At 73.0% G+C, this 24248-nt stretch carries 23 protein-coding genes; 14 read left to right on the forward strand and 9 right to left on the reverse strand.

Going from position 1 to position 24248, the window contains the following annotated elements:
* Positions 1 to 4: 4 nt before the first annotated feature.
* Complete coding sequence (locus G6W55_RS24690; protein WP_175523033.1) at positions 5 to 1423, reverse strand: NAD(P)/FAD-dependent oxidoreductase; 1419 nt, start codon at positions 1421 to 1423, stop codon at positions 5 to 7.
* Positions 1424 to 1566: 143 nt separating this feature from the next.
* Here G6W55_RS24690 and trxA point away from each other — a divergent pair, with 143 nt between their 5' ends.
* The gene (trxA, locus tag G6W55_RS24695) at positions 1567 to 1944 is read left to right on the forward strand and encodes a thioredoxin (protein WP_078636206.1); all 378 of its coding nucleotides are present in this window, start codon (positions 1567 to 1569) and stop codon (positions 1942 to 1944) included.
* Between the two features lie 33 nt (positions 1945 to 1977).
* Here trxA and G6W55_RS24700 read toward each other — a convergent pair whose 3' ends face one another.
* From G6W55_RS24700 to G6W55_RS24710, 3 genes are all read right to left on the reverse strand, one after another.
* Positions 1978 to 3423 (reverse strand): benzaldehyde dehydrogenase, encoded by a 1446-nt coding sequence (locus tag G6W55_RS24700; RefSeq protein WP_175523034.1) that lies wholly within the window; start codon positions 3421 to 3423, stop codon positions 1978 to 1980.
* A 121-nt stretch (positions 3424 to 3544) separates the two neighbouring features.
* Positions 3545 to 4594 (reverse strand): LacI family DNA-binding transcriptional regulator, encoded by a 1050-nt coding sequence (locus G6W55_RS24705; protein WP_085206829.1) that lies wholly within the window; start codon positions 4592 to 4594, stop codon positions 3545 to 3547.
* A gap of 69 nt (positions 4595 to 4663) precedes the next feature.
* Entirely contained in the window at positions 4664 to 5332 is a 669-nt protein-coding gene (locus G6W55_RS24710; protein ID WP_175523035.1) for a TetR/AcrR family transcriptional regulator, read from the reverse strand.
* A gap of 120 nt (positions 5333 to 5452) precedes the next feature.
* On the opposite strand from G6W55_RS24710, the gene G6W55_RS24715 reads away from it, so the two are divergent.
* A complete protein-coding gene (locus G6W55_RS24715) occupies positions 5453 to 6013 on the forward strand; it encodes an NAD(P)H-dependent oxidoreductase (protein WP_078636204.1) in 561 nt (186 codons plus the stop codon).
* Positions 6014 to 6063: 50 nt separating this feature from the next.
* Here G6W55_RS24715 and G6W55_RS24720 read toward each other — a convergent pair whose 3' ends face one another.
* The gene (locus G6W55_RS24720; RefSeq protein WP_175523036.1) at positions 6064 to 6945 is read right to left on the reverse strand and encodes an LLM class F420-dependent oxidoreductase; all 882 of its coding nucleotides are present in this window, start codon (positions 6943 to 6945) and stop codon (positions 6064 to 6066) included.
* A gap of 170 nt (positions 6946 to 7115) precedes the next feature.
* Here G6W55_RS24720 and G6W55_RS24725 point away from each other — a divergent pair, with 170 nt between their 5' ends.
* The 3 genes from G6W55_RS24725 to G6W55_RS24735 all read left to right on the forward strand — a co-directional run bounded on the left by G6W55_RS24725 (position 7116) and on the right by G6W55_RS24735 (position 10389).
* Positions 7116 to 8117 (forward strand): FkbM family methyltransferase, encoded by a 1002-nt coding sequence (locus G6W55_RS24725; protein ID WP_175523037.1) that lies wholly within the window; start codon positions 7116 to 7118, stop codon positions 8115 to 8117.
* Positions 8118 to 8331: 214 nt separating this feature from the next.
* The gene (locus G6W55_RS24730) at positions 8332 to 9306 is read left to right on the forward strand and encodes an alpha/beta hydrolase (RefSeq protein WP_078636202.1); all 975 of its coding nucleotides are present in this window, start codon (positions 8332 to 8334) and stop codon (positions 9304 to 9306) included.
* An 84-nt stretch (positions 9307 to 9390) separates the two neighbouring features.
* Positions 9391 to 10389, forward strand: a complete 999-nt coding sequence (locus G6W55_RS24735) for a helix-turn-helix domain-containing protein (RefSeq protein WP_175523038.1) — start codon at positions 9391 to 9393, stop codon at positions 10387 to 10389.
* Positions 10390 to 10429: 40 nt separating this feature from the next.
* Here G6W55_RS24735 and G6W55_RS24740 read toward each other — a convergent pair whose 3' ends face one another.
* Positions 10430 to 11884, reverse strand: a complete 1455-nt coding sequence (locus tag G6W55_RS24740; protein WP_175523039.1) for an MFS transporter — start codon at positions 11882 to 11884, stop codon at positions 10430 to 10432.
* A gap of 165 nt (positions 11885 to 12049) precedes the next feature.
* Between G6W55_RS24740 and G6W55_RS24745 the strand changes: the two genes are divergently transcribed.
* A complete protein-coding gene (locus G6W55_RS24745) occupies positions 12050 to 12505 on the forward strand; it encodes a MarR family winged helix-turn-helix transcriptional regulator (protein WP_175523040.1) in 456 nt (151 codons plus the stop codon).
* On the opposite strand, the gene G6W55_RS24750 is transcribed toward G6W55_RS24745, so the two are convergent.
* Positions 12502 to 13182, reverse strand: coding sequence for an SUMF1/EgtB/PvdO family nonheme iron enzyme (locus G6W55_RS24750; RefSeq protein WP_175523041.1), 681 nt, complete (start codon positions 13180 to 13182; stop codon positions 12502 to 12504). The two genes, G6W55_RS24745 and G6W55_RS24750, sit on opposite strands and share 4 nt — an antisense overlap.
* Before the next feature lie 12 nt (positions 13183 to 13194).
* Positions 13195 to 14574 carry a glycoside hydrolase family 43 protein gene (locus G6W55_RS24755; RefSeq protein WP_175523042.1) on the reverse strand — a complete coding sequence of 460 codons (1380 nt, stop codon included), beginning with the start codon at positions 14572 to 14574 and terminating at the stop codon, positions 13195 to 13197.
* 204 nt (positions 14575 to 14778) lie between these two features.
* Here G6W55_RS24755 and G6W55_RS24760 point away from each other — a divergent pair, with 204 nt between their 5' ends.
* The 4 genes from G6W55_RS24760 to G6W55_RS24775 all read left to right on the forward strand — a co-directional run bounded on the left by G6W55_RS24760 (position 14779) and on the right by G6W55_RS24775 (position 18569).
* The gene (locus G6W55_RS24760; protein WP_175523043.1) at positions 14779 to 16233 is read left to right on the forward strand and encodes an amidase; all 1455 of its coding nucleotides are present in this window, start codon (positions 14779 to 14781) and stop codon (positions 16231 to 16233) included.
* A gap of 67 nt (positions 16234 to 16300) precedes the next feature.
* Positions 16301 to 16525, forward strand: a complete 225-nt coding sequence (locus G6W55_RS24765) for a hypothetical protein (protein ID WP_037875992.1) — start codon at positions 16301 to 16303, stop codon at positions 16523 to 16525.
* A 147-nt stretch (positions 16526 to 16672) separates the two neighbouring features.
* The gene (locus G6W55_RS24770) at positions 16673 to 18076 is read left to right on the forward strand and encodes a flotillin family protein (protein WP_175523044.1); all 1404 of its coding nucleotides are present in this window, start codon (positions 16673 to 16675) and stop codon (positions 18074 to 18076) included.
* Positions 18077 to 18122: 46 nt separating this feature from the next.
* Entirely contained in the window at positions 18123 to 18569 is a 447-nt protein-coding gene (locus G6W55_RS24775; protein ID WP_078636194.1) for a type II toxin-antitoxin system PemK/MazF family toxin, read from the forward strand.
* Positions 18570 to 18626: 57 nt separating this feature from the next.
* On the opposite strand, the gene G6W55_RS24780 is transcribed toward G6W55_RS24775, so the two are convergent.
* Positions 18627 to 19463 (reverse strand): TIGR02452 family protein, encoded by an 837-nt coding sequence (locus G6W55_RS24780; RefSeq protein WP_175523045.1) that lies wholly within the window; start codon positions 19461 to 19463, stop codon positions 18627 to 18629.
* Positions 19464 to 19790: 327 nt separating this feature from the next.
* On the opposite strand from G6W55_RS24780, the gene egtA reads away from it, so the two are divergent.
* Genes egtA through egtD form a run of 4 tightly spaced genes read left to right on the forward strand, consistent with a single transcriptional unit; the run spans position 19791 to position 24185 of the window.
* Positions 19791 to 21101, forward strand: a complete 1311-nt coding sequence (gene egtA / locus G6W55_RS24785) for an ergothioneine biosynthesis glutamate--cysteine ligase EgtA (RefSeq protein WP_175523046.1) — start codon at positions 19791 to 19793, stop codon at positions 21099 to 21101.
* On the forward strand, positions 21098 to 22426 hold the full coding sequence (gene egtB / locus G6W55_RS24790) for an ergothioneine biosynthesis protein EgtB (protein WP_175523047.1): 1329 nt from the start codon (positions 21098 to 21100) through the stop codon (positions 22424 to 22426). Before egtA ends, egtB begins: the two co-directional genes overlap by 4 nt.
* Positions 22426 to 23226 carry an ergothioneine biosynthesis protein EgtC gene (egtC, locus tag G6W55_RS24795; protein ID WP_175523048.1) on the forward strand — a complete coding sequence of 267 codons (801 nt, stop codon included), beginning with the start codon at positions 22426 to 22428 and terminating at the stop codon, positions 23224 to 23226. Before egtB ends, egtC begins: the two co-directional genes overlap by 1 nt.
* Positions 23223 to 24185: an L-histidine N(alpha)-methyltransferase gene (egtD, locus tag G6W55_RS24800; protein ID WP_175523049.1), complete on the forward strand. Its 963-nt coding sequence runs from the start codon at positions 23223 to 23225 to the stop codon at positions 24183 to 24185. The genes egtC and egtD overlap by 4 nt, the downstream gene beginning before the upstream one ends.
* Positions 24186 to 24248: the final 63 nt, after the last annotated feature.

The following is a 24248-nucleotide window of genomic DNA, read 5'->3' on the forward strand; positions in this document are numbered from 1 at the left end:
AGGCTCAGTTGTCCCGGTACGCCTCCAACAGCCGCAGCCACACCTCGCTCAGCGTCGGGTAGGACGGAACGGCGTGCCACAGACGGGCGATCGGGACCTGTCCGACGACGGCGATCGTCGCCGAGTGGATCAGCTCCCCCAGGCCGGGACCGACGAAGGTGACCCCGCGCAGGATCTCCTCGTCCAGGTCGACGATCATCCGGGCGCGGCCCTTGTAGTCCTCGCCGTAGAGGCCCGCGCCGGAGACGGACGACAGGTCGACGTCGACGGCCCGCACCCGGTGTCCGGCCGCCTCCGCCTCGGTGAGCGAGAGGCCGACGGCGGCCGCCTCGGGGTCGGTGAAGACGACCTGCGGGACCGACTCGTGGTCGGCGGTGGCGGCGTACGCGCTCCACGGGGCGTTCTCCGGCAGGTCGGTGCCGGCCGCGCGGGCGGCGATCGCGGCGCCCGCGATCCGGGCCTGGTACTTGCCCTGGTGGGTGAGGAGGGCGCGGTGGTTGATGTCGCCGACCGCGTAGAGCCAGTCGGTGCCGTCGACACGGAGGCTGTCGTCGACGCTCAGCCAGGAGCCGGGGGTCAGGCCGACCGTCTCCAGGCCGATGTCGTCGGTGCGCGGGGCGCGGCCGGTGGCGAAGAGGATCTCGTCGGCCTCGATGCGCTCGCCGGTGTCGGTGACGACCACGACGGTGCCGTCCACCCGGCTCACGGAGGCCACCGAGGTGCCGGTGCGCACGTCCGCGCCGGCCTCGGTGAGCGCCTCGGCGACCAGTTCGCCCGCGAAGGGTTCCATCCGGTCGAGCAGGCCCTTGCCCCGGACCAGGAGGGTGACCTGCGAGCCGAGGGCCTGCCAGGCGGTGGCCATCTCGGTGGCGACGACTCCCCCGCCGACCACGACGAGCCGGCCCGGCGCGGACTGGGCGCTGGTGGCGTCCCGGCTCGTCCACGGCCGTACCTCGGCGAGACCGGGCAGGTCGGGCAGCGCGGCGCGGGTCCCGGTGGCGACGGCGACGGCGTGGCGGGCGGTGAGCACGGTGTCCCCCACCGTGACCTCGCGCGGTCCGGTCAGCCTGCCGTGGCCGCGGTAGAGGTCGGCTCCGATGCTCTTGATCCATTCGACCTGGCCGTCGTCGGTCCAGTCGCCGGTGAACCAGTTGCGGCGGGCGAGGACCGCCGGGGTGTCCAGGGGGCCGCGCACCGCCTCGGCGAGGCCGGGCAGCCGGCGGGCGTCGGCCTGGGCGAGGACCGGACGCAGCAGGGCCTTGCTGGGCATACAGGCCCAGTACGAGCACTCGCCGCCGACCAGTTCGCTCTCCACGACCGCGGTGGTCAGTCCGGCCGCGCGGGTGCGGTCGGCCACGTTCTCCCCCACGGGTCCGGCTCCGAGCACCACGACGTCGTACGTGTTGGTTTCCGTTTCCGTCATGGAGTCAGTCTGGTGGGTGGTGTGCCCGGTGGCCACACGGGTAGGGGCGCGGAATAGCGACCCGGCCGGCCGTGTTTGTGCGGACGGCTTCAGTCCGTGTCAGGACGCCCCTGGCAGGAAGCACCGGGAAGAGGGAACACGTCATGAGCAGCACCGTGGAGCTGACCAAGGAGAACTTCGACCAGACGGTCACGGAGAACGACTTCGTCCTGATCGACTTCTGGGCGGCCTGGTGCGGGCCGTGCCGGCAGTTCGCCCCGGTCTACGAGAAGGCGGCCGAGGAGAACCCGGACCTGGTGTTCGGCAAGGTGGACACCGAGGCGCAGCCGGAGCTGGCCGCCGCGTTCGGCATCCAGTCGATCCCGACGCTGATGATCGTCCGGGACCGGGTGGCGGTGTTCGCGCAGCCGGGCGCGCTGCCCGAGGCCGCCCTGACGGACGTCATCGGGCAGGCGCGCAAGCTGGACATGGACGAGGTCCGCAAGTCGGTCGAGGAGCAGCAGGCCGCCCAGGGCGAGTAGCCGCCGTCGGTCGCTGGAAGTCGCTAGAAGTCGCTAGAAGGGGTACGGCGCCACGTCGCCGCGCACGGTCGTCCAGCGGATGTCGGTGAACGCGTCGAGGTTGGCGTCGCCGCCGAAGCGGGAGCCGGTGCCGGAGGCCGCGACGCCGCCGAAGGGGGCCACCGCCTCGTCGTTCACCGTCTGGTCGTTGATGTGGACGATGCCGGTCGGGATGCGTTCGGCGAGGTCCAGGCCGCGGGCGGCGTCGCGGGTGACGATGCCGAGGGACAGCCCGTAGGGGCTCGCCGCGGCCAGGGCGGCGGCCTCCTCGGCGGTGGAGAAGGCGCGCACCGGCGCCACCGGGCCGAAGACCTCCTCCGCGTAGGCGGGGGTGCGGTCGTCGACGCCCGCGAGGACGGTCGGCCGGTAGAAGCGGCTCTCGTGGGTGCCGCCCGCGGCGAGCTTCGCGCCCGCCGAGGTGCTGGCCTCGACCAGGGCGTGCACCTTGCCGAGCTGGCCGTCGTCGATGAGCGGGCCGAGGTGCACCTGCGCGCGGTGCGGGTCGCCGACGGCCAGGGAGTCGGCCTTGGCGGCGAGCCGTTCGACGTACTCCTCGTAGAGGGAGTCGTGCACCAGGTGGCGGCCTGTGGTCATGCAGATCTGGCCCTGGTGGAAGAAGGAGCCCCAGGCGGCGGTGGAGATCACCGCGTCGAGGTCGGCGTCCGCCAGGACGATCAGGGCGGAGTTGCCGCCGAGTTCGAGGTGGGCGCGCTTGAGATGGCGGCCCGCGGCCTCGCCGACGGCCCGTCCGGCGGCGGTGGAGCCGGTGAAGGAGATCACCGGCACGCGCGGGTCGGCGACCAGGGCCGCGCCGGCCTCGGCGCCGCCCGGCAGCACGTGCAGCAGCCCCTCGGGCAGTCCGGCCTCGGCGAACACGGCGGCCAGGGCGAGGCCGCCGCACACGGCCGTGCGCGGGTCCGGCTTCAGGACCACCGCGTTGCCGAGCGCCAGCGCGGGCGCGACCGAGCGGATCGAGAGGATCAGCGGGGCGTTGAACGGCGCGATCACGCCGACGACCCCGGCCGGGACCCGCCGGGTGTACGACAGCCTGGGCGCCTCGCTGGGCAGCACCTGGCCGGGCGGGCGGGAGGCGAGGGCGGCCGCCTCGTAGCACTCCTGGGCGGCGACGTGCAGTTCGAAGTCGGCCTTGCCGGGCACGGAGCCGGACTCGCGGACGATCCACTCGCGCAGTTCGTCGGCGTGCGCGGCGAACAGGTCGCCCGCCTTGCGCAGCACGCCGGCGCGGACGAAGTGCGGGAGGCGGGCCCACTCGGTCTGGGCGGCGCGGGCGGCCTCGGCGGCCGGGGCGACGTCCTCGGGGGCGGCGAGGACGACCGTCCCGAGCCGCTCCGACGTGGCGGGCTCGGTGACGGCGTACTCGGATCCGGTCAGGGGGCGGGAGGACGAGGTCTGCCAGGTGTGGGGGTCGAGCAGGGGCATCAGGGCTCTCCGATCGGTGACCCGCGGGACTCCGGACTCGGGGAACGAAGTCCCATGTGGTTGAGCGCTCAACTTCGCACCCTACTGCGCCGGGCCGGTCGCCGCGCGAGCTCGCACGCGGTCAGGTCGAGTCGCGGTGCACCACCGTAGCCGCCAGCGGTTCGTGCGCCTCGGGCGCCGCGCCCGGGTTGCGCACCGCCCGGTCGACCAGTCCGGCGAGGTCGCGTCCGGAGGGCAGCGCGACCCGGACCGTGCTGAGCCGGGGCCGCAGCAGCCGGCCGAGGAGCAGGTCGTCGGCGCCGATCACGGCCGTGTCCTCGGGGATCCGCACACCCGCGTCCTGGAGGGCGCGCATCAGCAGCATGGCGTACTCGTCGTTGTAGGCGAACACGGCGTCCAGTCCGAGTTCCGGCCAGCGGGCGGCGAGCGCGGCCGCGGAGTCCTCCGTGTGGGCCAGCGGCAGCGCGGTGACGGTGGCGTCGGTGTCGCGCACGGCCTGGCGGGCACCGGCGAGCCGCGGCCCGGCGAACATGTCCATGCCGCGTTCCTCGGGGACGACGACGCCGATCCGGCGCCTGCCGCGCGCGTACAGGTGTCCGGCGGCGCTGCGGCCGACGCCCTCGTGGTCCATCAGGAGCGCGTGGGTGCCCTCGACCCGCTCGGAGCTGAGGGTGACGACGGCGCGTGCGCCGGAGCGTTTGAGGACGGACACCCCCTCCGGGCCGAGGCCGGGCCCGGGCACCAGCACCGCGACCGGCCGCAGCTCGGCCCAGGCCCGCGCGGCGTCGTCCCCGCGCAGCCCGCAGGCGCCGTACTGGACGACGATGTAGTCGAGCCGGCTCAGGGCGCCCTGGAAGTCGTGGACGAACTGGCTGTAGAGCGGGCCCGCGGGGACGGGCGGGGCGGGCATCAGCACCATCCGGCTGTGTCCGGCGCGCAGGCTGCGGGCGGCCGCGTGCGGCACGTACCCGAGTTCCTTCGCGGCGTCGCGGACCCGGCGGCGGGTGGGTTCGCTGATCCGGACGGCGCTGGTGTTGTTCAGGACGTAGGAGACGGTCGCGCGGGAGACGCCGGCCAGACGGGCCACGTCGGCACTCGTGGGGACGGAGCGCGGCGCCGGCGAGATCGTCGGCGCGGGTGGGTTGGGTATCTGCACCATGACGTACGGCATCTTGGCAGAAGCCCCGAACTCGCTTGCACGCGGGGGACGTTCATCCGTGACGACCGTCAAAAATGCAGGTCAGTCGGCTGGTTGGGCGTCTCCGGCCGTGAGACGGTCCACCAGTTCGGTCCAGCCCGACTCCAACCGGGCCGTGGGCAGCCCGCATTGACGCGTCAGATGGTGGACGAGCGCGGGGTTGAGGTAGCCCATCAGGGTGTGCGCCAGGAGTTCGCAGTCCGCCTCGGGCACCGCCTGCCGCAGCAGCAGGAGCAGATGGCCGTGGAGCACCCGGCGGGCCGGCACGGAGTAGCGGCGGGCCGGGTCCGGCTCGGCGGCGAGCTGGAGGTCGAGCTCGTCGACCGTGCGCCGCAGCAGGGCGTGACCGAAGGCCCGCAGCCGCTCGACCGGCGGGGCGCCGGGGCCCATCGGCGGCGGTCCGGTCAGGAAGGCGGCCTGGAACTTGCGCTCGGAGTGGTCGAGGAGCGCGGTCAGCAGTCCGGTGCGGTCGCCGAAGCGCCGGAAGACGGTGCCCTTGCCGACGTTCGCGGCGGCCGCGACGGCCTCCATGGTGACGCCGGCCGCGCCGTGCTCGGCGATCAGCTTGGCGGCCGCGTCCAGCAGCCGGGCCCGGTTGCGGGCCGCGTCGGCACGCAGGCACGGCTCGTCCCCGGCCGGCCCGAGCTGCACGAGTTCGGGCTCGCCGGCGATCTCCTGGACGTTCGCGAAGAGCGGCGGATCGGCGGGCATGAACACAGCGTAAAGCACCGGGAATGAAACTGGACCACGGTCCGGTTAGAGTGCTAGAACAATAAACGGACCCCGGTCCGGATCGTTACGGCAATGTTTCAGCCCCTTGGGAGTACCCACATGTCCGTTCGCATTCTCGCGCTCGTCGGCAGCCTTCGCGCCGGTTCGACCAACCGCCAGCTCGCCGAGGCCGCGGTCAAGCTCGCTCCCGAAGGCGCCGAGGTCGACCTCTTCGAGGGCCTGGCGGAGATCCCCTTCTACAACGAGGACATCGACGTCGAGGGCAGCCTCCCGGCCGCCGCCGCCAAGCTGCGTGAGGCCGCCCAGGCCGCCGACGCGTTCCTGCTCTTCTCCCCCGAGTACAACGGCACCATCCCGGCCGTGCTGAAGAACGCCATCGACTGGCTGTCCCGCCCGTACGGCGCCGGAGCCTTCGGCGGCAAGCCCGTCGCCGTCGTGGGCACCGCTTTCGGCCAGTTCGGCGGCGTGTGGGCGCAGGACGAGGCCCGCAAGGCCGTGGGCATCGCGGGCGGCAAGGTGATCGAGGACCTCAAGCTCTCCATCCCCGGTTCCCTGACCCGTTTCGCCGAGACCCACCCGGCCGACGACGCCGAGGTCGCCGCCCAGCTCACCGAGGTCGTGGCCCGGCTGCACGGCCACGCGGAGCCCGTCGCCGCCTGATCCGATCCCGCGCGAGCGGTCTGGCGTACGGCGCCCCGCGTCGCCGTACGTCAGTCCAGCTCGGCCAGCCGCTTGACGGCCGGGGCCACGAAGCGGTCGATCCAGCCGGAGGTCTCGCCCAGCTTCGGCGCGAGGATCACGGTGTCGATGCCGAGCCCCGCGTACCCGGAGATGTCGGCCATGAAGGCGTCGAGATCACCCTCCGTGGCCGGATCGGCGGTGTAGGTGACGGTCTTCAGGACCGAGTCGTAGTCACGCTCCTCCGCCTCGCAGTGCTCGCGCAGCACGTCGAGCTTGTGGCGGACCAGGCCGGGACCGGCGGCGAAGAGGTTGCAGGCGTCCGCGTAACGGGCCACCAGGCGCAGCGTCTTGCGCTCACCCCCGCCGCCGATCAGGATCTCCGGACGCGGATCGCTCACCGGCGCCGGGACGCAGAGCGTCTCCCGCAGTTGGTAGTGACGGCCGACGAACGGCCCGTCGTCGTGCGGGTCCCACATCCGCAGACAGATCTGGAGCGTCTCCTCCAGCCGCTCGAAGCGCTCCGCGAGCGGCGGGAACGGCACGCCCAGACCGTCGTGTTCACGGTCGTACCACGCCGCGCCGATACCCAGCGAGGCACGGCCCCCGGAGAGCACGTCCAGAGTGCTCGCGATCTTGGCGAGCAGCCCGGGATGACGGTACGTCACCCCCGTGACCAGCGCGCCGAGTCTGACGGTCGAGGTGTGGGCGGCGAGGTACGCCAGGGTCGTGTACGCCTCCAGCATGGGCGCCTCGGCCCCGCCGTTGAACTCCATCTGGAAGTAGTGGTCCATCACCGACAGCCGGCTCACCCCGGCCGCCTCCGCCGCGGCGCCCGCCGCCGCCAGCTCGGCACCGAGGGCCGGGGCGCCCCCGTCGTTGCCGAACTGGTTGATGTGCACGCCCACACGCATGTCCGTCTCCGCCTTCCCGATCTTCAACGTCACCTGTGACGCTAGGTGTTGGAGTGCTCTTCAAGTCAAGGCCCACCCCAGGGGTCCGACGGGTTTCCGTCGCGTAACCGGTCGTCGAAACTCGTTCAAGCCGCAGACGCCTCCCGGACATCCCTGATATGGCTTGGGAGATGCAGACTCTTTTCCGACGACTGCTTCGACTCGTACCCCGCTTCGGCGTCCAGGTGACCGATCTCGGCCCGGGAGCTGCGGTGGTCTCCCGCCGGGGCGGCTACCAGGCGACCGAGGTCGGCCCCGGCACCACGGTCCTCTCCCGGCGCGGCGGCCCCTACCGGGTCACCCCCGTGGACAAGGACACCTGGCTGCTGCGGCGCACCCGCGGCGGCGAGCGGGGTGAGATCCCGAAGCAGGGCGTCGTCCCGCTCGGCGAGTCCGGCGCGCTGGTGCTCACGGACGCGCCCGAGCGGGTGGACGAGCGCAAGATGCAGTTGGCCGCCGCGGAGTACCTGTGCGTGCAGCACGTCACCGCGATGCTCGAACTGTACGGCGTGACCTGCGTGTTCGACGTGGGCGCCAACACCGGTCAGTACGCCAAGCGGCTGCGCCGGGCCGGGTACACCGGGCGGATCGTCTCCTTCGAGCCCACGTCGGCGACCTTCGCCAAGCTCGAGAAGGCCGCGGCGGACGACCCCGAGTGGCGGGTGTTCCAGTGCGGCCTGGGCCGCGAGGAGACCACCGCCGAGATCCACTCCAGTTGGCTGACCATGAACTCCCTGCTGCCGCCCAGCGATTACGGCAAGGACCGCTACAGCCGCTTCAAGAAGTCCGACACCGAGGAGATCCGCATCCGCCGCCTGGACGAGGTGATGGACGAGGCCCTCGACGGCCTCACCGCCCCCGTCCCCTACCTGAAGATGGACACCCAGGGCTACGACCTGGAAGTCTTCGCCGGCGCCGGAAAACGCGTCACGGAGTTCGTCGGCATGCAGTCCGAGGTCGCCTGCCTCCGCCTCTACGAAGGCAGCCCCACGATGAGCGAGTCCGTCGCCGTCTACGAGGCGGAGGGCTTCGGCATCAGCGGCATGTACCCGGTCACCCGCGAGGCGACGACGGGCCGCGTGATCGAGTTCGACTGCGTGATGATGCGCGCGGAGGCGGCACCGCAGGCGTAACCGCCGCGCGGGGAACGGGCGGGGCGCGTGCCCGGCAGGTGCGGGGTGTGCGCGCGACCGGTGCGAGGTGCGTGCCCGGCAGGTGCGGGCGCGTGCCCGACTGCCGTGGCAACCGCCGTACGGCGGGCGGATTCCGCCGGACGGCGGCGGTCCCGGCGGGTGGCGGGCGCGGATCATGGACGCACGAGCCGCCGCGTCCACCCGAGGAGCCGTCATGCCGCCCGTCCCCCCGCCGTTCGATCCCGAACTCGCCGCCGCCCTCGAACTGATCAAGGACCTGGTCCCGCCCTCGCTGACCATGGAGGACATCGAGACCGTCCGCCAGGGGCCGGGCATGCGGATGCTGGCCGACCTGGACCTGACGGCGGGCGGCGCCTTCGCGGTGGAGGAGCGCGCCGTGCCCGGGCCGCAGGGCGCCCCGGAGATATCCCTGCTGATCTGCACCCCCACCGGCCCGGCGCCCGCCCGGCCCCGGCCGGTCGTCTACCACGTGCACGGCGGCGGCATGGTGGTCGGCACCAACCGGGTCGGTGTGGACGTGGCCCTGGAGTGGGCGCGGGAACTGGACCTGGTCGTGGTGTCCGTGGAGTACCGGCTGGCCCCCGAGCACCCGCACCCGGCGCCGGTCGAGGACGTCTACGCCGGTCTGCTGTGGACAGCGGAGCACGCCGGGGAACTGGGCGCCGACCCGGAGCGCATCGTGATCGCCGGGGCCAGCGCGGGCGGCGGCCTCACCGCCGCGCTCGCCCTGATGCTGCGCGACCGCGAAGGCCCGCGCCCGATCGGGCAGTTGCTGCTGTGCCCGATGCTCGACGACCGCAACGACACCCCGTCCACGCACCAGATGGCGGGGCTCGGCGTCTGGGACCGCACCGCCAACGACACGGGCTGGACGGCCCTGCTCGGCGAGCGGCGCGGAGGCCCGGACGTCTCGCCCTACGCGGCGCCGGCCCGCGCCGAGGACCTGTCCGGACTGCCCCCGGCCTTCCTCGACGTGGGCTCCGCGGAGACCTTCCGGGACGAGGTCGTCGCCTTCGCCTCCCGGCTCTGGCAGGCCGGCGGGATCGCCGAACTGCACGTCTGGCCGGGCGGGTTCCACGGCTTCGACGGCTTCGCCCCGCAGGCCGCGCTGTCGCGTTCGGCCCGCGCCGCGCACCTGGACTGGCTGCGCAGGCTGCTCGCCGAGTAGCGCCCCGCCCGGCCATGGCCGGTCTCGGCCGGGTGCCCGGCCGCTCCTCTCCTCACCCGCGCGGACGTGCCGCATGATGGCCGTATGAAAGAGCTGGCCGGGCGGTTGACCGCGCTGGACCCCGCCGCGGGGGAAGCGGTGCGCGTCATCGCCTACTTCGACCGGCTGGCGGAGGGCCGGGCCGGTGCGGAGGCGCTGGTGCGCGGGGCCGCCGTGCTCGCCGGGGTGCCCGCGCGGCTGGTGGACGCGGAGCGCGGGGTGCGGATCCGGGTCGAGGCCGACGGTGTCCGCCGGGACACCGAGCTGCCGCCGGACCCGCGGTGGCCGTCCGCCGCGCTGACGCCGGGCGGCGCGGACGCCCTCTGGCTGGAACGCCCCGGCGCGCGGCCCAGCGTGGTCGACGCCGTGATCCTGGAGCGGGCGGCCGGCGCCGTACGGCTGGTCCTGGACCGCACTCGTGGCCGGGCCCCGCTGGAGGATCCGGCCCTGGTCGAGACGCTGCTCGACGCCACCGCACCGGAAGCGGCCCGGCTGCACGCGGCGCGCCGGCTCGGGCTCGATCCCCGGGTGCCCGCCCGCGCGCTGGCCCGGCCGGGCCTGCCGCCCCGGGTGGTCGCCGCCCCGGCCGGGACACCGGTGCCCGAGTTGTCCGCGGGCCGGGCCGGGATCGGCCCCGCCGTCGCCGTGGCGGAGCTGCCCGGCTCCTGGGCCGCCGCCCGCACCGCCCTCCGGTTCACCGCCGAGGGCACCGTGCACGACCCCGGCCCACGTGTCGTGCACGCCGACGAGCTGGGCGGGATCGCCCTGCTGGCCGACCTCGTCGTACCGGGCGCGCAGCCGCCGCCGGATGTGCGCGCCTTGGAGCGGGCGGCTGCGGACGCCCCCTGGCTGCTCGCCACGCTGCACGCGGTGACTACGACGGCGAGCCTGCGGGCGGCCGCGGCCGAGGCGACCGTGCACCACTCGACGCTCCAGGACCGGCTGGTCCACGCCGAGCAGCTTCTCGGCTGGCCGGTGCGCACCCCGCAGGGCCGGCTGCGGCTGCATCTCGCCCTGACGATGCGTCGGCTGACCCGGCCGTAGCGGCGAGGCGACTGCGCGGGGCGCCGGACCAGTCGCCGGGTCAGACCTTGGCCTGCTCCGACGGCTCGGCCGCCCGGCCGGGCTCGCCCGCCCCCGACTGCGCGGCGCGGGCCGCCGGGATGACGGCGGCGACGGCTGCCGAGACGAGGGCGAGCGCGCCGCCGACCAGCAGTGCGGTGCGGAAGCCGTCCTCGGAGGCGAAGGTGTAGCCGCCCATCGTGGTGGTCATCTGGGCCAGGATCACCCCGATGACCGCCGCGCCGATCGAGGTGCCCAGCGAGCGCATGAGGGTGTTGAAGGCGTTCGCGGCGGCCGTCTCGCTCAGCGGCACCGAACTCATGATCAGCGCGGGCATCGCGCCGTAGGCGAGGCCCACACCGCTGCTGGTGATGATCGTGACCAGCATGACGCCCCAGGCGGAGCCGATCAGGGCCAGCGAGGCGAAGTAGCCGGCCGCCAGGACCAGGGCGCCGCAGATCAGGGTGAACTTGGGGCCGTGGGCGTTGGTGAGCTTTCCGCCGAGCGGGGAGACCAGCATCATCATCAGTCCGCCGGGCGCCATCCACAGACCGGCCGCCAGCATCGACTGGCCGAGACCGTAGCCGGTCGCTTCCGGGAACTGGAGGAGCTGCGGCATCACCAGCATGCTCGCGTACATGCCGAAGCCGATGAAGACCGAGGCGAGGTTGGTGAGCAGCACCCGGGGGCGGGCCGTGGTGCGCAGGTCGACCAGCGGATCGGCGGTGCGCATCTCCCACGCGCCCCACCCGGCCAGCACCACCACCGCCGCGCCGAACAGCCCGAGCGTGGTGCCCGAGGCCCAGCCCCAGTCGGCGCCCTTGGAGACCGCCAGCAGCAGGCAGACCAGACCGACCCCGAGCCCGATCGCACCGGGCAGATCGAAGCGCTGCCCCTTCGCCCCGGCGGGCACGTCCGGGACGAGCACGAAGATCAGGACGGCGACGATCGCGGCGAGGACCGCCGACCCCCAGAACAGCACACGCCAGTCCGCGTACTGGGCCACCGCCGCGGCGAGCGGCAGCCCGATGGCACCGCCGATCCCCATGGACGCGCTGACCAGCGCGATCGACCCGCTGAGCCGCTCGGCCGGTACGACGTCCCGCAGCAGCGCGATGCCCAGCGGCACCATCCCCATGCCCATGCCCTGAAGCCCGCGTCCCACGATCATCGTGACGACGTCGGAGGCCACGGCACACACCACCGAACCGACGACCAGCGGCACCGAACAGGCCAGCAGCATCCGCCGCTTGCCCACCAGATCGCCGAGCCGGCCGACGACAGGCACGCAGACGGCGGCGACCAGCAGGGTGACCGTGATCACCCAGGCCGCGTTCGACGACGACGTGTCGAGGATCTGCGGCAGTTCGGCGATCAGCGGTGTGACCAGCGTCTGCATGATCGCGGCCGTGGTGCCGGCGAAGGCGAGCGTGGCGATCACCGCGCCGGCGCGGGCCGTGGGCTGGGGGGCGTCCATGGCGGACTCCTCGCATGTTCCGGAGAGAGGACGAGATGACGAGCGACGACAAAACGAAGGCAACGGATGTGCATGATACATGTCGCATGCATCACGCACATTTCATGGCCCCTGCACACCCATGTGCCAGGATGGTCCGGCCGCACGGAATCAGGAGGTCGGGCCATGGAGACGCCCACGCACGAGGTCGAGTACGAGCAGATGCTGCTCAGCCGCCACACGTTCCTGAACCAGCGCGGCGGCCGTCGCAAGAACAGCCTCATGGAGCGCAGCGCCTACATCCTGCTCAGCCGCATCCGGGTGCAGGGCCCGATGTCGATCGGCGAGCTGAGCGAATCCTTCGGCCTCGACGCGTCCACCCTCAACCGCCAGACCGCGGCGGCGATGCGCGCCGGCCTGATCGAGCGGATCCCGGACCCCGAGGGCGGCATGGCCCGCAAGTTCCGGCTCACCGCGGAGGGCGACCGGCTGCTCGACGAGGAGCGCGAGGGGATCGTCGAGGTCCTGGACCGCGTGATGCACGACTGGCCGGACGACGACATCGCCGCCTTCGCCGCCTACCTACGGCGCTTCAATCACGGCATCGAATCCATCGGCGGCCGCCCCTGGCCACGCCCCTAGAGTTCGGTACGGGCCGGGCGGGCGACACGAAAGCCGACGTCGTCCACGCGGAACGTGGGGTGGCTGCGCCGCCGTACGGACGCACGGCAGCTCCAGTGCTCGTCGAACCAGCCGCCGCCCCGCAGCACCCGGTAACCGCCGTACACCTCGGGGTCGTAGAGGTCCCAGCACCACTCCCACACGTTGCCCAGCATGTCGTACAGGCCCCAGGCGTTGGGCAGCCGGCCGCCGACGGTGTGGATCCGCTCGCCGGAGTTGCCGCGGTGCCAGGCGATGTCGTCGAGCGGTCCGTAGCGCGGGCCCTCGGTGGCCGCCCGGCAGGCGTGTTCCCATTCGGCCTCGGTGGGCAGCCGGTAGCCGTCGGCGGTGTCGTCCCAGGTGACCGACTCGCCGCCGGGCGGGACACGGTAGGCGGGCGTGAGGCCCTCGCGCCGGGAGAGGGCGTTGCAGAAGTGGACGGCGTCCCACCAGGACACGCCCTCGACCGGACGCCGGTCACCCCGGGCGGCGTCCGCGTCCTCGCCGGTGACCAGCGCGTACAGCTCCCGGGTGACCGGGAAGGTGCCGAGCCGGCAGCCCGGCAGGTCGACGTCCCAGGTCCGCCGGGTCCGCCGGTCCGACAGGGTGACCCGCCCCGCCGGAACCTCGGTCATCGACTGCGCCGCCGCCGTGTCCATACGGCGATGATCTCACCCCCAGGCCGTCACCGGCACGAAGGAACTGTCCTGGCGGAAGAGGTCCGTGCCGTCCGAACGCTCCACCCGGAGCTGGTAGTTGTAGTGCCGCAGATAGTGGCCGGGGTAGTTGTACGACTCGAAGCGCACCGAGCCGCCCGCCGTGCCGGTACGGGCGACGAAGGTCGCGTCGCGGGCGAACACCGACGTGCCGTCGTGGGTGTCGAAACGGGCCCTGAAATCGTAGTGGCGCAGATAGGCACCGGAGGCGTCACGGAAGGAGAAGCCGCCCGCGTCCGCCAGCCCCGCCACCACGGTGAAGGTGGCCGCCTGCTTCTCGGCGGCCGTGCTACTGGCGCTCACCACGGGCAGGTTGAGCAGCGCGGACTGCTGCTGCCAGTACCGCGTGGGGTAGTTGACGGAACGGAACGAACGCGTCGTGTCCTTCGTGACGCTCGGACCGCCGGACACCGTCTCCTTGACCACCGAGAAGTGGCGGGCCGTGCCCGAGATGCCGGGGAGGGCCCGGGGCGCACTCCAGGTGGCGAAGGTGTCGTAGCTGTCGCTGTAGTAGTAACTGCCGTCCCCGTAGCCGTCGAAGAAGAGCCGCCAGGCGCCGTTGTCGAGCTGTGTCAGCGCCGGGCCCTCGCGGTAACTGCCCCAGCCGGCCCAGTCACCGGTCCGCGAGACGGTGTACGGGCCGGTGAGCGTGGAGGCGGTGGCGTACTCGATGTACTTGGTCGTCTCGTTCTTGGTGAACGCGTGATAGGTCGAGCCGGTCCGCACCAGGAAGGTGTCGATGCGGTTGGCGCCCAGTCCGGACAGGACGACCGGTGAACTCCACGCGGTGAGCGCCGAGTTGGCGGCACGGAGCAGATACGGCGTGAAGATCCACTCGTCGGCGGTCGTCGAGCAGGACACGATGACGTACACACTGCCGTCGGCGTCCACGAACCACTCCGGCGCCCAGGCGCGCGACAGGCCCGCGATCGGGACCGGATGGTCGTACAGGAACGTCCAGTTGACACGGTCGGCGCTGCGGGCGAACCCGATGGTGGTGCTGACGTCCTGCCAGGTGTGGGTGGTGTAGGTGACGTAGTAGTAGCCGTCGGTGTGCCTGAGGACACTGGCGTCCCGGATCCGGCCGGCGGGCGGGGTGTAGGCGGACGCCTTCAGCAGCCGGAAGTCGGTGGCGTCGTCGGACTGGTAGACGTTCACCGTGCCGTCGTCGCCGTTGAGGAACGGCACGATCGTGTACCGGGTGGCGAGACCGCTCGCGGGTGCGGCGGCCGTCGCCGCGCCGAGCAGCCCGGGCAGTTCGCCCAGCGCGAGGGCCGAGACGGGCAGGGCGGCCGCGGCACGGAGCAGGGTGCGGCGGGAGGGGCGTGGGGTCACGGGCGGCTCTCCTGGGGCTCACTCACACGGATTCGTCCGGCATATCGAACATGGTTCGACAAGTCGTGCAGAAAGTAGGCCCACGACAGGTGCACGTCAACACTTTCAACACGCCCCGTACGCCACCTGTGCGAAACCTGTACGGCTCCCCGCGTTCGGGAGTTACTCTCCGGTAGACATCGTGCACCCGGAGGTGGTCCCGCAATGACGCTCGACCGTGCCCATGGCCTGGCCGAGTCCGCCCGCGCTCTGGCCGACGGGGAGGTGACCTCCCGGCAGCTCGTCGAACGGAGTCTGGCCCGGATCGGCGCCACGCAGGACTCGCTCAACGCCTTCCGGATCGTGCGGGCCGAGGCCGCGCTCGCCGAAGCCGACGCGGCGGACCGGGAGTTGGCGGCCGGGCGGCGTGCCCCGCTGCTCGGAGTGCCGGTCGCCGTGAAGGACGACATGGACGTGGCCGGCGAGCCCACCGCCTTCGGCTGCCCGGGCGCCTACCCGGCGGTCGACCGGGACGGCGAGGCGGTCCGGCGGCTGCGTGCCGCCGGGGCCGTGATCGTCGGCAAGACGAACACCTGCGAGCTGGGCCAGTGGCCGTTCACCGAGGGCCCCGCCTTCGGCGCGACCCGCAATCCGTGGCACACCGATCACACGCCGGGCGGCTCGTCCGGCGGCTCGGCGGCGGCCGTCGCGGCGGGGCTGGTGCCGGCCGCGCTGGGCTCCGACGGCGCCGGGTCGGTCCGTATCCCCGCCTCCTGGACGCATCTCGTCGGCATCAAGCCGCAGCGCGGGCGCGTCTCGACCTGGCCGCGCGGCGAGTCCTTCCAGGGCATCACCGTCAACGGCACCCTGGCCCGCACGGTCGCCGACGCCGCCCTGCTGCTCGACGCGTCGAGCGGCAACCACGACCTCGACCCGCACCGGCCGCCCGCCGTCGACGCCTCGGCGGCCGTCGGCCGCGACCCCGGGCGGCTGCGGATCGCGCTCGCGCTGAAGCCGCCGTTCACCGCGGTACCGGCCCGGCTGCTCCCCGAGGTGCGCGCACGGGTGGTCGAACTCGCCGAGAAACTGGCCGCCTTGGGACACCACGTCGAGGAGGCCGACCCGCCGTACGGGCAGATCGGGCTCACCTTCGTGCCGCGCGCGACCGCCGGCATCGCCGAGTGGGTCGCCGACGCGCCCTTCCCCGCCCTCCTCGACCGGCGCACCCTCGGCGCCGCCCGGCTGGGCCGGCTGCTCGCCGGTGCCCCGCTGCGGGCGGCACGGCGCGCGGAGGCGGTCCTGCACCGCCGTATCGGCGGCTTCTTCACGTCGTACGACGTCGTCCTCGCGCCCACGACGGCCGCTCCCCCGCCGCGCATCGGGGCGATGCGGGAGCTGAGCGGGTTCGCCACCGACCGGGCGATGATCGCCGCCTGCCCCTACGCCTGGCCGTGGAACGTGCTCGGCTGGCCCGGTGTCAACGTCCCCGCCGGGTTCACGTCCGCCGGTCTGCCGGTCGGCGCCCAGCTCCTCGGCCCGGCCCACAGCGAGCCGCTGCTGATCTCGCTCGCCGCCCAACTGGAGGCGGACCTGCGGTGGTACGAGCGCCGGCCCCCCACCGACCACGCGGGCGGGGCGGCCGTGGACTCCGCGCCGCCGGACGCGCTGCCGGCGGTGTGAGCGGCCCTCGTTTCCGCCCCGTTCCCGTCCCGGACCGAGGCCGTCGACGGTCACCGGCGCCTACCCTGTGACCATGGACGAAGCGTCGATGGTCGGGCTCATGGGGCGGGTCACCGGAACGGTCGGGCCCGGGCTCGTCGGCGAGGTGATCGTCCGGGTGCGGGGCGGGGCCGAGCACTTCCTCGCCTATCCCGCCTCCGGCACCGAACGCATCGAGCGCGGGACCATGGTCACCGTGGTGGAGTACCTGGCGCCCCGGACCGTCTATGTCGCGGCGATGTACGGGAGTTGACGGTCCGTCGGCTCGGAGCGTGTCCGGCGTGTGCCGTATGTACCAAGCGGGCAACAGCGGTTCGGCCGTCCCTGTACACGCCTCGGCGCGCGGGCCCACACTCCCGTTACATCGGTGCCGTGAGGGCACCCCGCACCGGGGGAGTGCATGCCCATGGAAGTCGGATTCGTCGTCGGGGCGGCGTTAGGCGTCGTCCTCGTCCTGATCGGTGCGTTCAAGTTGATGTGGCGTGTCGCCGAGCCCAACGAGGCGCTCATCATCTCCGGTTCGAAGCACAAACTGGAGGGCCTGGAGGAGGGCATGGGCTTCCGGATCGTCACCGGGCGGGGCACGCTGGTGACGCCCGGGATGCAGGCGGTCCGCAAGCTCTCGCTCGATCTGAACCAGACGGAACTGCACGTCGACTGCGTGACCCACCAGGGCATTCCGCTGAAGGTGCGGGGCGTGGTCATCTTCAAGGTGGGCGACGACTTCGTGTCGATCGCCAACGCGGCCCGCCGCTTCCTCGACCAGCAGAAGCTGATGGCGGAGCGCGTGCACACCGTGTTCGCCGGTCATCTGCGGGCGATCGTGGGCGGGTTGACGGTCGAGGACATGATCCGGGACCGGGAGAAGCTGACCGGTCAGGCGCGTGCCGCGTGCGGTACGGAGATGGAGAAGCTGGGTCTGATCGTGGACTCGCTCCAGATCCACGAGATCGAGGACCCGACCGGCTACATCAAGAACCTGTCCGCGCCGCATCTGGCGGCGGTGCGCCGGGACGCGCGCATCGCGCAGGCCGAGGCCGACCGACTGGCCACCGAGGCCGAGCAGTTGGCGTTCGGGCGGATGGCCGAGGCCACCCGGGACAGCGAGATCCTCAAGGCCGGCTACCAGGCCGAGCAGGACAAGGCCAACGCCAAGGCGCGGCAGGCCGGACCGCTCGCGGACGCCGCGGCCCGCCAGGAGGTCGTCGTCCAGGAGACACGGGTCGCCGAACTGGAGGCGCAGCGGCGTGAGCAGCAGCTCCAGGCCGATGTCCGCAAGCCGGCCGACGCGCGGGCGTACGAGAAGCGGACGCTGGCCGAGGCCGAGCGGGACGCGTTGATCTCGGTCGCGGAGGCGCGGGCGGCGGAGACGCGGGCCACCGGTGAGGCGGAGGCGGCCGCGACCCAGGCCAAGGGTCTGGCGCAGGCCGAGGCGAACCGGGCCCAGGGGCTCGCCGAGGCGGAGGCGATCAAGGCGCGGGCGGCCGCCCTCGCCGAGAACCAGGAGGCCGTGGTCGCCCAGCAACTCGCGGAGAAGTGGCCGGAGATCGTGCAGGCCGGGGCGTCGGCGTTCGGCAACGTCGACAACATGGTGCTGCTCAACGGCGCGGACGGCATGGCCGATCTGTTCGCGAAGGCGCTCACGATGGGCGGCACGGGGCTGGGGCTGGCCCGTCAGCTTCTGGCGTCCATGAACCAGAACGGCCCGTCCCCGATCCAGAACGGCGCCTCCCCGCAAGGGACTTCGCCGGTGAACGGGGGCGCCGCGCCGCCTCCGGCGCAGAAGGTGCCGGTCGAGGGATAGCGAGACCGGGTGAGAAGGTCACGGGGGCAGCCCTTAGGGTGCCCCCGTGACCGCGTTTACCGATGGATACGTTCCGGGCCGTACCGGCCCCACCGCCACCACCGAGGCCGACCCGCGCGAGGTGGGCCGGGTGCGTACGGAGTACTCGCCCGCGTACGACGGCGATCCCGACCCCGGTGAGATCGTCTGGACCTGGGTGCCGTTCGAGGAGAACGACGGCCGGGGCAAGGACCGTCCGGTGCTTGTGGTGGCCCGTGAGGCGGGCGGCACCCTGCTCGCCGTACAGCTCTCCAGCAAGCGCCATGACGGCGACCGGGAGTGGGTGGCGATCGGCAGCGGCCCCTGGGACAAGTCCGGGCGCGACTCCTGGGTGGACGTGGACCGGGTGCTGCGACTGCACGAGGACGGTATGCGCCGCGAGGCGTGCGCCCTGGACCGGATGCGGTTCAACCTGGTCAGGCAACGGCTGTACGAGCGGTACGGCTGGACCTGAGCCCGGCGCCCGCCGGGCCGGGGAGCCCTCACCGGGCCGCGGAAAGCCCTTGCCCGGCTACCCGGCCGGAAAGCCGGCGAACGCCTCCTCGAAGGCGCGGCGCACCACGCCGCCCGGCGTCCGGTCGAGCACCCCGAACACCACCTGCTCGAACGTGCGCCCGAAGCGGCCGTCGGGGGTGAGCAGGGCGCGGAACGCCTCCGCCACCTGCGCCGGGTCGTTGCGGAACACCCCGCAGCCCCAGGCGCCCAGCACCAGGCGCCGGTAGCCGTGGGCGGCGGCCGTCTCCAGCACCCGTTCGGCGCGGACGGCCAGGGCGGCCGGGAGGGCGGCCGCGCGCTCGGGGGCGGTGCGCAGCACCACGCCCGCGTTCGGCGCGGCGGCCGTGAGGAATCCGGCCGTGAAGGGGTCGTCCAGCAGCCGGCCGCGGTCGTCGCGGAAGACCGGGACGGCCGGGGAGTGGATGACCCGATCGGAGTAGAACGGGTCCCGGTGTGCGCGGTGGTGGGCGTAGAACCCGGGCGCCTCCCGCAGACACGTGTACAGCGCGGAGGCCCGGCAGAGCGCCTCCTCCTGCGCCTGCGCGCCGTTGAGATAGCCGCCGCCGGGGTTGCGGGCGGAGGCGAAGTTGAGCACGGCGACGGGCCGGTCCGCGAGGCGGCGGGCGGCCTCGGTGCTGCTCTCGCCGGTGACCTCGACGGCCGTGCGCACCGGCGCCGCCCCGTCCCGCGGCGCCGGCACCTCGACCGGCCCCGGCCCCGCCATACGGGTCCCCGCCCGGGCGGCCTCGACGGCCGCCGCGATGCTCACCTCGCGCCCGTCGGGGGCGCGGTAGGCGCCCGCCGCGACGATCTGTTCCGTCTCGCGCGCGATGCCGCGCAGCCGTGCGCTCACGGCGCCACCCCCGTGGACGCCGTGCGCGCACGCCATGCGGTCGCACGGACACCGTACGTATCCCCCGTCGTGCTCATGCACGCATCGTGAGCGATCCTGGATCCGCCGTGCAACGCGTTTTCCGGCGCGGGAAGACGGCGGCGCAGCGTCGTGAACGCCCAGGAAACGGCCCGAAAGCGGCACGGAACCGGAGCTTCCCGGTCCCGGATCCGCCGATGTGCACCCTTGTGGGATTCGGAACGAGGGTCTTGGGTGGGACGAGCGATCCCGGTCGGGCCGCCCCGAGGCACGACCGGTGGCATGGTGGAATCTCAGGAGGATCCCGACATGTCCGATTCGGCCAGCGACAGCACCGACCCGACCGACTGTACGGAGCACCGCGACCCCCTGTCCGAAGCCGAGGTGGAGGCCCTCGTCCGGGGCATCTGCTTCAAGACCGGCCCGCCCACCACCGTGGGGATCGAGCTGGAATGGCTGATACACGAGCTGCGCTCGCCGCGGCTCCCCGTGACACCCGAACGACTCGACGCGGCCTACGCCGCACTGGAGAGCGTGCCCCTGGGCTCGGCGCTCACCGTCGAACCCGGCGGCCAGCTAGAACTCAGCTCGCCGCCCGCCGCCTCCCTGACGGACGTCGTCGACACCGTCTCCGCCGATCTGAAGGCCGTCCGCGCGGCCCTGCGGGAGCAGAACCTCACCCTGGTGGGCCTGGGCACCGACCCCTGGCGGACCCCCCGCCGTTTTCTGCGCGAGCCCCGGTACGACGCCATGGAGGCGTGCCTGGACCGGACCGGACCGGCCGGCCGCGCCATGATGTGCACCTCGGCCTCCGTCCAGGTCTGTCTGGACGCCGGTCACGAGGAGCCCGGCCCGCTGGGGCACGGGCGGCGCTGGTGGCTGGCGCACACCCTGGGCGCGGTCCTGACGGCCGCGTTCGCCAACTCGCCGTTCCTGCGCGGCGCCCCCACCGGCTGGCGGTCCAGCCGGCAGCTCCTGTGGATGGAGATCGGCGCCGGCCGCGCGGGCGCGCCCGTCCTGGACGGCGACCCGCGCGAGACGTGGGCCCGGCACGTCCTGGACGCGCCGGTGATGTGCGTACGGCGTGACAGCGGTCCGTGGGAGGTGCCCGAGCGGCTGTCGTTCCGCGAGTGGACCCGCACCGGGTCCCCCACCCGGGCCGATCTCGACTACCACCTCACCACCCTGTTCCCGCCGGTCAGACCGCGCGGCCATCTGGAACTGCGGATGATCGACGCCCAGTCCGGCGAGGACGGCTGGACGGTGCCGGTGGCGGTGACGACGGCGCTCTTCGACGACCAGCAGGCCGCCGAGACCGCCTACCGCGCCGTGAAACCGCTGGCCGAGCGGGCGGGGCCGTTGCCCGCCCCGCACAATCCGCTGTGGATCGACGCGGCCCGGGACGGGCTCACCGACCCCGAGCTGCGGGAGGCCGCCGAGATCTGCTTCGCGGCCGCGCTGGACGCACTGCCCCGGATCGGGGCGGGCCCCACCCTCGTGGACGCCGTCACGGCGTACCGGGACCGCTATGTGCTGACCGGCCGCACCCCCGCCGACGACCAGCTCGACCGCCTGCGCGGCACGCACACCCGCGCGCACGGGAAGGACCTCCTGTCATGACCGAGACCGCCCTGGACGCCGCGACCGACTCCGACACCCTCCGCGCCCGCGCGCTGTCCGGCCTGACCACCGCGCGCGAGCGCACCACGCTGCTGACGAGCTGCGTCGAGGACCCCGACCTCACCGCCCAGCACTCCCCGCTGATGTCACCGCTGGTCTGGGACCTGGCCCACATCGGCAACCAGGAGGAGCTGTGGCTGCTGCGCACGGTGGCCGGCCGGGAGGCGATGCGGCCCGAGATCGACGGCCTGTACGACGCCTTCGAGCATGCGCGTTCCGAACGGCCGTCGCTGCCGCTGCTGCCGCCCGCCGAGGCACGCAGGTACGCGGCGGAGGTCCGCGGCCGGGTGCTGGACCTGCTGGAGTCGGCACGCTTCGACGGCAGCCGGCTGACCGAGGCCGGGTTCGCCTTCGGGATGATCGCCCAGCACGAACAGCAGCACGACGAGACCATGCTGATCACCCATCAGCTCCGCACCGGCCCCCAGGCCCTGACCGCCCCCGACCCGGAACCTGCCCCGCTGTTCACCGGCTCGGCCGAAGTCCTGGTCCCCGGCGGCGAGTTCACCATGGGCACCTCGGGCGAGCCCTGGGCGCTGGACAACGAACGCCCCGCGCACCGGCGGGAAGTGGCCCCCTTCTTCATCGACACCACCCCGGTGACGAACGGCGCCTACCGGGCGTTCATCGACGACGGCGGCTACGACGACGAGCGCTGGTGGACGAAGGAGGGCTGGGCGCACGTCAGGCGGCACGGGCTGCGCGCCCCGCTGTTCTGGCATCTCGACGGCGGGCAGTGGCTGCGCCGCCGGTTCGGGATCACCGAGGTCGTGCCGCCCGACGAGCCGGTGCTGCACGTGTGCTGGTACGAGGCCGACGCCTACGCCCGCTGGGCCGGACGCCGGCTGCCCACCGAGACCGAGTGGGAGAAGGCGGCCCGCTTCGACCCGGCGACCGGCGGCTCGATGCGTTACCCGTGGGGCGACGCCGATCCCGGACCCGAGCACGCCAACCTCGGCCAGCGCCATCTGCGCCCCGCACCGGCGGGCAGCTATCCGGCCGGTGAATCCCCGCTCGGGGTACGGCAGTTGATCGGCGATGTCTGGGAGTGGACGGCGAGCGACTTCCTGCCCTACCCCGGGTTCCGGGCGTTCCCGTACAAGGAGTACTCGGAGGTGTTCTTCGGCCCCGAGTACAAGGTGCTGCGCGGCGGTTCGTTCGCGGTGGACCCGGTGGCCTGCCGGGGCACCTTCCGCAACTGGGACTATCCGATCCGGCGGCAGATCTTCTCCGGCTTCCGCACCGCCCGCTCGGGGGCCGTCTGATGTGCCGTCATATCGCCTACCTGGGCCCCGAGGTGACGCTGGGCAGCGTCCTCGTGGAGCCCGGGCACGGCCTGTACCGCCAGTCGTGGGCGCCCCGGCGGCAGCGGTATGGCACGGTCAACGCTGACGGTTTCGGCGTGGGTTGGTACGCGGCCGGGGATCCGGTGCCGGCCCGCTACCGTCGCGCCGGGCCGGTGTGGGCGGACCTGTCCTTCGCCGACCTGGCCCGGGTGGTCCGCTCGGGCGCGCTGCTGGGCGCCGTACGGGATGCGACGCTGTCCGGGGCGGACGCGGAGGCCGCGGCGGCGCCGTTCGCGGCCGGGACCTGGCTGTTCAGCCACAACGGGGCGGTGCCGGGGTGGCCCGGGTCCCTGGCCGCGCTGACCCGGACGCTGCCCGCGGCCGATCTGCTGTCGATGGAGGCCCGCACCGACTCCGCGTTCGTGTGGGCGCTGGTCCTGGCGCGGCTGCGGGCTGGCGACGCGGCGGGCCAGGCGCTCGCGGACACGGTGCTGGAGGTCGCCGCGGCGGCCCCCGCCTCCCGCCTCAACCTGCTGCTCACCGACGGCACCGCGATCATCGCGACCGCCTGGGGCGACACCCTCTGGTATCTGACGGAGCCCGACGGGGGCACGGCCGTGGCCTCCGAGCCCTACGACGACGATCCCCGCTGGCGGGAGGTCCCCGACCGCACCCTGCTGGTGGCGGACGGCACGGACGTCCTGCTGACCCCGCTCAAGGACCCGAGCACCGCCGCGGTACCCGCACCACCCGCACCACCCAAGGAGACCGGCACGTGAGTCCGTTCCAGATCACCCGCACCCTCCCCGAGGACGCCACCGACGCCGCGCTGCGCGCCGACGTCCGGCACGGCCTCACCACGACGCCCAAGACCCTGCCGCCGAAGTGGTTCTACGACGCGCACGGCAGCGAACTGTTCGAGCAGATCACCGAACTCCCGGAGTACTACCCCACGAGGGCGGAGCGCGAGATCCTCACGACCCGCGCGCCGGACATCGCAACGGCGACGGCCGCCCGCACCCTGATCGAACTGGGCTCGGGCTCCTCCGAAAAAACCCGCCTCGTCATCGACGCCCTCACCCAACTCCACACCTACGTACCGGTCGACGTGAGCGAAACGGCTCTGACCCAGGCCGGCCAGGCCCTGATCGCCGAACGCCCCGGCCTCCATGTACACGCCCTGATCGCCGACTTCACGGCCCGCCTGGAACTCCCCGACACCCCGGGCCCCCGCCTGGTCGCCTTCCTGGGCGGCACGATCGGCAACCTCCTCCCCACGGAACGAGCCGAGTTCCTCACCTCGGTCCGCACCCTCCTCTCCCCCGGCGACGCCCTCCTCCTGGGCACCGACCTGGTCAAGGACGAGGAGATCCTCGTCAGGGCCTACGACGACGCGGCCGGCGTCACAGCCGCGTTCAACAAGAACGTCCTGTCCGTCGTCAACCGCGAACTGGGCGCCGACTTCGACCCCACCGCCTTCGACCACGTAGCCCTCTGGGACACCCAGAACGAGTGGATCGAAATGCGCCTCCGCTCCCGCACGGCCCAAACGGTAAAAATCCCAGCCCTGGACCTGGCAGTGGACTTCACCACCGACGAGGAACTCCACACGGAGATCTCAGCAAAGTTCAGAGAGTCAGGAGTCCGCAATGAACTCGCTGCGGCGGAACTGCACTTGACCCACTGGTGGACGGACGAGGCGGGCCGCTTCGCACTGTCACTCAGCGTGGCCCGCTGAGCATCAGACGTCCGGTGGCGAGAGCGGGAAAGAGGCCCGCCCTCGCCACCGCGTCCCGTCGTG

This window comes from Streptomyces sp. CAI-85, assembly GCF_013363615.1.
GTDB lineage: Bacteria > Actinomycetota > Actinomycetes > Streptomycetales > Streptomycetaceae > Streptomyces > Streptomyces antibioticus_B.